This is a genomic window from Fibrobacter sp. UWB7 (assembly GCF_900142945.1).
Taxonomy (GTDB): Bacteria; Fibrobacterota; Fibrobacteria; order Fibrobacterales; family Fibrobacteraceae; genus Fibrobacter.
Genome location: NZ_FRCO01000009.1, coordinates 67,681 through 73,847 on the forward strand (window position 1 = coordinate 67,681; position 6,167 = coordinate 73,847).

At 49.2% G+C, this 6,167-nt stretch carries 5 protein-coding genes; 2 read left to right on the forward strand and 3 right to left on the reverse strand.

The features are described 5' to 3' along the window. The first annotated feature begins 4 nt into the window (after positions 1-4). Entirely contained in the window at positions 5-1,057 is a 1,053-nt protein-coding gene (locus tag BUC30_RS15330) for a M48 family metallopeptidase (protein ID WP_073443309.1), read from the forward strand. A gap of 12 nt (positions 1,058-1,069) precedes the next feature. On the opposite strand, the gene BUC30_RS15335 is transcribed toward BUC30_RS15330, so the two are convergent. The 3 genes from BUC30_RS15335 to BUC30_RS15345 all read right to left on the reverse strand — a co-directional run bounded on the left by BUC30_RS15335 (position 1,070) and on the right by BUC30_RS15345 (position 5,147). Next, positions 1,070-1,417 (reverse strand): helix-turn-helix domain-containing protein, encoded by a 348-nt coding sequence (locus BUC30_RS15335; protein ID WP_073443311.1) that lies wholly within the window; start codon positions 1,415-1,417, stop codon positions 1,070-1,072. A gap of 165 nt (positions 1,418-1,582) precedes the next feature. Further along, entirely contained in the window at positions 1,583-3,238 is a 1,656-nt protein-coding gene (locus BUC30_RS15340) for a glycosyl hydrolase family 5 (protein ID WP_073443313.1), read from the reverse strand. Positions 3,239-3,452: 214 nt separating this feature from the next. Then, positions 3,453-5,147, reverse strand: coding sequence for a glycosyl hydrolase family 5 (locus BUC30_RS15345; protein WP_073443315.1), 1,695 nt, complete (start codon positions 5,145-5,147; stop codon positions 3,453-3,455). 685 nt (positions 5,148-5,832) lie between these two features. On the opposite strand from BUC30_RS15345, the gene BUC30_RS15350 reads away from it, so the two are divergent. Then, on the forward strand, positions 5,833-6,167 hold a 335-nt coding region (locus tag BUC30_RS15350), incomplete at its 3' end, for a GTP-binding protein (protein WP_170861551.1).

Here is a 6,167-nt window from a genome sequence, read left to right on the forward strand (position 1 = left end):
TTCAATGAAATACGTCGGTCTCCAAACCCAGATTTGGCGGAATAACCGCAATACGGTGATTCTGCTTTTCATGTTCCCGGTAATATTACTGGGGATGGTGTTTCTGGTTATTCTGGGGCTTGATTTCTTCGGTGTTCTTTGCGATATTGTCGAGGGAGGCTGCCCTCTTGACCATGCATCACGTACAAGGTACGGGACTATGCATTGGCCCGAAATATGGCATTGCTTCAAGGTCGTGATTCCTTACACCTTGCAGATTGTAGGGGTGTGGTTCATTGTTGCCTATTGTGCCAATACCGCTATTATACGGCATGCGGTCCACGCTAAACCTGTTGAACGCAAGGAAAACTTGCGTGTCTATAACATTGTCGAAAATCTCTGCATTGCTGGTGGTATCGAGATGCCGCAAATCAACATTGTAGAAGATTCAGGAATGAACGCCTTTGCAAGTGGCATCGATATTCCTTCGTTTACGATTACGCTCACGACGGGGCTTATCGAAAAGCTGGACGATAGGGAGCTTTCGGCAGTTGTAGGTCACGAGCTTACGCATATCAAGAATCGCGATACGCGCCTCATGGTGGTGTGCATTGTTTTCGTGGGGATTTTTGCGACGATTCAGACGGTATCGCTGAAACTGATGAGTGCCATGATCCATACTCCGCGTCGTTCGTCCAGGCGTGACCGCAATAGTGGGCGAGCCGATGTGTACCTTATCTTTATTTTACTGCTAGTGTTTCTTTGGAGTTCTATCGGCTATGTTTTTACTTGGCTTACGCGACTTGCGATTTCGCGCAAGCGTGAATACGTTGCCGATGCCGGCGGTGCCGAACTTTGTGGAGATCCGCTTGCGCTAGCTTCTGCGCTGCGAAAGATTTCCAAGGATCCGGGGCTTATGAGCGTAAAGCGCGACGATATCGCACAGCTTTACGTGATCCACCCCGATGAAGAATTCGATAACAATATGGGATTAAAGGGCTGGGTCGCGAAGGCGAACATCATGTTCTGCACGCACCCGGATACACCTGAGCGCATTCAGCTGCTTGAGCAATTTTAAAAAAGCCTATAATTATGGCTTAGGCGGTTTTTTCGGATTGTTTTTGTCCAGAATAGCTTTATTGATATAGTTTATGCCCTTAGCCTTGTCGGCTGCGGCAGGCGTCTGGAGCTGGATTTGCTCCAACATTAAAGCTTCGAGCTTGGACATCAGTTCGGTGGCTGTACAGCCGAAAGCATCGGCAAGGTCGCAAAATGATTTGACGGAGAGGTTGCGTTTGCCTTTTGCGACGAGACCGAGGTGCTGACGGCTAATCCCGCTGTCGAGAGCGAGTTTTTTCTTCGTAATCGAAGTAGCCCCTTGCATCTGTGCTAAAAGTTCTATTTCAGCTTTTCGGATGACATCAATGTCATATCGCATTCTCCAATGTTATGAATTACCCCAAAATATCGTGCAAACAATTGTTTCCATAATTTCGAGAAATTTTTGGATTTTAGCGATGTAATCATAGTCAAAAAAGCACCCTTTGGCAGGGTGCTTTTATAAGTTTTAACTATAACTAATGGCGCTTCTGGCTGTTTTTGATTAGAATTGAGCCTTCAAAGCAGCCGGACATTCAACTTCTTTATAAGTGTGGTTCGGGTTGCCTGCTGCTTCCATCCATGTAGCGAGGAAGAGACAGCCTTCCTTGGCCTGGGTGTCGCTAGCAAAAGCGCTGTTGCACTTCTTGGTGAGGCATTCCTTGCGTTTGGTCAAAAGGTCGCCGCTGTATCCGACTTCCTTTTCGCAGTCGGAGAGGAGGCCGCCGTACGTTGTGGTGTTTTGCGGGATGTTCCAGCCCATCTGGCTGCAACCATTAAATGCACCGAATCCGCCACCCGGGATCATGATGTCGAACTGGCCGCCCTGTACGTCGTAACCGATATTGGATGCCATCACGACGAGAGTCTTGCCCTTGAGAGCCTGGTGGTTTGCCTTGGTTTCGTACTTGCCGGTACCGGTGAAGGTGAGGGCGAAGCACTTGCCGCATGTGGCGTCGTTACCCGGAGTTGCGGCGAATGCGTAGGCGAGCTTGTCGCTCACGATTATAGGAATCTGGCTTGTGCAAGTGGTGCCCTGGCCACCGGAGCAGATACTGCCGTTAGTGTTGCCGATCGGGGTCTTGCCCTTGGCATCGCAAGTCTTGGCAGCGCCACCGTGTTCCGGCCAAGCGCAGTGAGGCATGCAGCAGTCCCAGTAACGGGTGGCAAAGCCCTGCTGTCCACCGGCGCCTGCATTGAGGTACTTGGCTTCTTCAGCACCTGCGTTGGGGTTGTTCTGCTGTTGCTGCTGGCTAGACGAAGATTTCGGCTGGCTGCTGGAGGACTTCGGCTGTTGCTGCTGCTGAGAAGAAGAGGATTTCGGCTGCTGCTGTTGCTGAGACGAAGAAGACTTCACGCTGGAGCTGGACTTCGGCTGCTGAGAAGGTGTTGAGCCGGTCATGTTCTGGCAATTCTTATTTTCAGGATCGTAGTAGCAGTTTACCTTGCAATCATTGTCATAGGCGTACTTTTCGCCCTTGGAACCAGTCATCTGGTCGTAATAGGCAACGCACTTGCCCGAAGCGCTGTCGTAGCACTGACCGTTGCACTGTTTGTCGGAGGTGCCGGAGTTGTTCTGCTGCTTCGAAGAGGAGCTTGCTACAGGCTGCTGAGCCTTCTGCGAAGAGGAGGAAGCGACCGGGGTAGCCTTGGCGGAGCTGGAATTCACGACCGGATTTGTGCTCGGGTTGTAGACGGAAGAGCTGCTTACAACAACGGTGCCTGGGGCTGTTGCCGAGGAGCTGTTCACTACTACACCGCTAGAAATCGGTTCACCTGTGAGAGTCGTCTTGGAGCCATCGGGGTAGGTGATGGTCTTGTCCGGATTGACAATCGGGAGCGAAGAAAGATCGACGTTGACAACCGTCGTGTTTCCGGCTGCGTCTGAAATGGACTTTGTTGTCGTATTGAACGTGCCGACCGGATTGCTGAATGCATCCGTGACAGCGTACGTTCCAGTACCATTAGGTACAATCAAGAAAACTTGGCTTCCGGTATTGAGCAACCAGCTTTGCTGATCCACTTCAAGCATTTGCTTTGTCTGGATTGCCGGTAATTCGGCAGAGGTTGCTCCCGAAGGAGATGCAGGGTCATCGGAGCAGTTCCAAGCGATAAAGGAAAGTCCGAAAATTGTGAGGGTTTTAAACAGTTTATTCTTCATGATATAATAAGCCCTTGTAAATATATCACACCCTGTATTCCAATCATCCGAGCTAAAAGATAAAATCTTCTCCTCTAAAATGCTCGTAATTAAGAGTAAAAAGAACTATACAATAGGATTATGTGAAAATAAGCACAACCTATTTATTATCAAAGACTTACAAAAAGAAAAACGCCCCATTACGGGGCGTTTAGTTCCGATTTAGACCTTTTGATTAATACTTGGACTTGAGAACTTCGGGGCATTCCACTTCGACGTAGTTGTGCATGGGGTTACCTGCGCCGTGCATGAATTCGGCGAGGAAGAGACAGCCTTGCTTGGCCTTGGCGTCGCTGCCGAATGCGCTGTTGCACTTTTCCTTGAGGCAGGTCAAAGTTGCAGCCGGCTTGTAGTTCTTTTCGGTTTCGCAGTCGGAGAGGAGGCCGCCGTATTGAGCACCCTGGTTGCCCCAACCCATGGAAGAGCATCCGTTGAACATGCCAACGCCGCCGCCCGGGATCATGATGTCGAACTGGCCCTGCTGAACGTCACCACCGATGTTGGTCGTCATGATGATGAGTTTCTTGTTCTTGATTGCCTGGTGGTTTGCGTCGGTCGAGTACTTGCCCTTACCGGTGAAGGTCAGCTGGTAGCACTTGCCGCAGTCGCCGCCATCGCTTGCAGGCACAGCTGCGAATGCAAAGCCCATTTCTGTACAGCCATCAATTGTAAACGGAATCTGGCTTGTGCAGGTCATGAGGCCGCCACCGCTACAAACGCTTCCGCCGCTCCAGTCGGAGCTTTCGTTCTGTCCCTTGTTAGTGCACTGCTTGGAATAGTTGCCATGTGCGTGTTCTGGCCAGGAGCAGTGGGGCTTGCAGCAGTCCCAATAACGGGTTGCCCAGCCGGAGCCTGTCTTGCCGCCACTCTTAGTCTTGATTGTCGGGCACTTGTTCGTGACTACGGCAGAGCTGCTGCTCGGAGGAGGTGCAGAACTGCTGCTCTTTGGCTTGGAGGAGCTGCTCTTCGGGGTGGCGCTACTGCTATTCGGGGTAGGCGGGACGTATGTCGAGGAGCTGCTGTTTACAGGAGGTACGTATGCGCTTGAAGAAGAAACGACAGGAGCGTCATAGTCCACGCACTTGGAATTCAACTGCAGGATGGACTTAGGTTGCATCAGCACTGCGATGTCAACCACGGTAAGCGGCGCAGTCCTTTCGAGATTGAAGATGATGCCTGTGGAGAAATCGATAACACCGACTGCTTTTCCTGACGGATTGGTGACAACCGTGCTATTATAGATGACGTAATTGCCTTTCTCGTCTTTCCAGTGGTAGGCGGGTTCCGTAATCTTATAGCGGATTCCATCGCCAGGGATAATTTGCTGGTACAGGTTGAGATCGATGTTATTCATGATCGGTGTACCGGACAAATCCACCATGTTAAAAAGCGTCGTGCCCAGGATGGGGGAGAGCGTGCCGATTGGATTGCCTGCTTCGTCAGTCACTGAGCCGTCAGCGTAGATGAGGTAGTTCTTGTCTGCGGTCAACAGGCGGGCGTCTTCGCAAGTGGAAATCTGGGAACCGGATTTGCCCACGTTGCAGTTTGCCGGGTCGCCGATAAGCTGCGTTACGATGCTATGGTCATTGATGTTCAGGGTTTGTTGGTCTCCGAGTAGGTTTAGACCAGCCATGTCCTTGAGGACAATAACATTAGTTGTGACACCAACGGCTTTTCCAATCTGGTTGCCAGAAAGATCAGTGACCTTGTTGTCCTTGGTATAAATCAGGTAGCCTTTAGAAGGCATATACAAGGCGTCTTCACAAGGTATAACGGAAGAATCGCCGCTGCTGGGCGATTTGTCTGAACACGAACAAGCCAAAACGAGTGCCCCAAGCGCAAGCAGGGGTCTCAAAAGGGGGTATTTCATAGAAGTTCCTCGAAATTATCCCCAAACACCTTTGTTTAAAGATAGCAATATTATATATAATGTCTTGTAAAAAATCTTTTCACGTGATAATCGTGATATAAAACAATTCGGAATTTGGTAATTGGTCTTTAGCCGTTGGTCATTCGTTAGTGGTTGTTGGTAGTTTGTCGGTGGTCGATAGGGATGATTTTGGAGACGCGAATTCTGTTATTTTGAAAGGGACGGGAAATCTCAAAATATTGAAAGTCAATGGTTTGGGAAGTCTGGAAAGGTAAAACTTTGTAAAATTTTCAAATGTAAAAATCTTTTTACTTTTAATGTATGCCCTTGTGAAATCGATTTTGGTGGGTTTATAAATAATGTTGATAAGATGTTAGAAACTTGGTTTTATCGTTGATATAAATTGCTATACCTTTGAAAATTAAGCGAAAAAGGGCATTTTTATCCTAGGAAATGAGCGGGTTTTCAACGCTCCGGAAACACCCCGAAAAATTGTGGATAAGTCCGAAAATCCGCATTTTTAGCGCAATTTCAAAAGAAAAATACTTGCAAATTACCTAGCATTTATTAAATTTGTGTTCCAATTTCGCAGAGTACCGCTTCCTATGCTTTGCGAAAATACGGAGAACTCGTGTAGTTCTCTTGAACTTGAAGCGATAAACCTTCTGCTGAAGAAGAGGAAAAAATGGCAAAAGAACATTTTGACAGAAGCAAGCCGCACTGCAACATTGGCACCATCGGCCACGTTGACCACGGTAAAACCACTTTGACCGCTGCAATCTGCACCACCCTTGCTGCTAAGGGTCTTGCCGCTGCAAAGCGTTTCGACGAAATCGACAACGCTCCGGAAGAAAAGGCTCGTGGTATCACGATCAACACCTCCCACGTGGAATACACCACTGCAAATCGCCACTACGCACACGTCGACTGCCCGGGGCATGCTGACTATGTGAAGAACATGGTGACTGGTGCTGCTCAGATGGACGGCGCTATCCTCGTCGTTGCTGCTACTGACGGCCC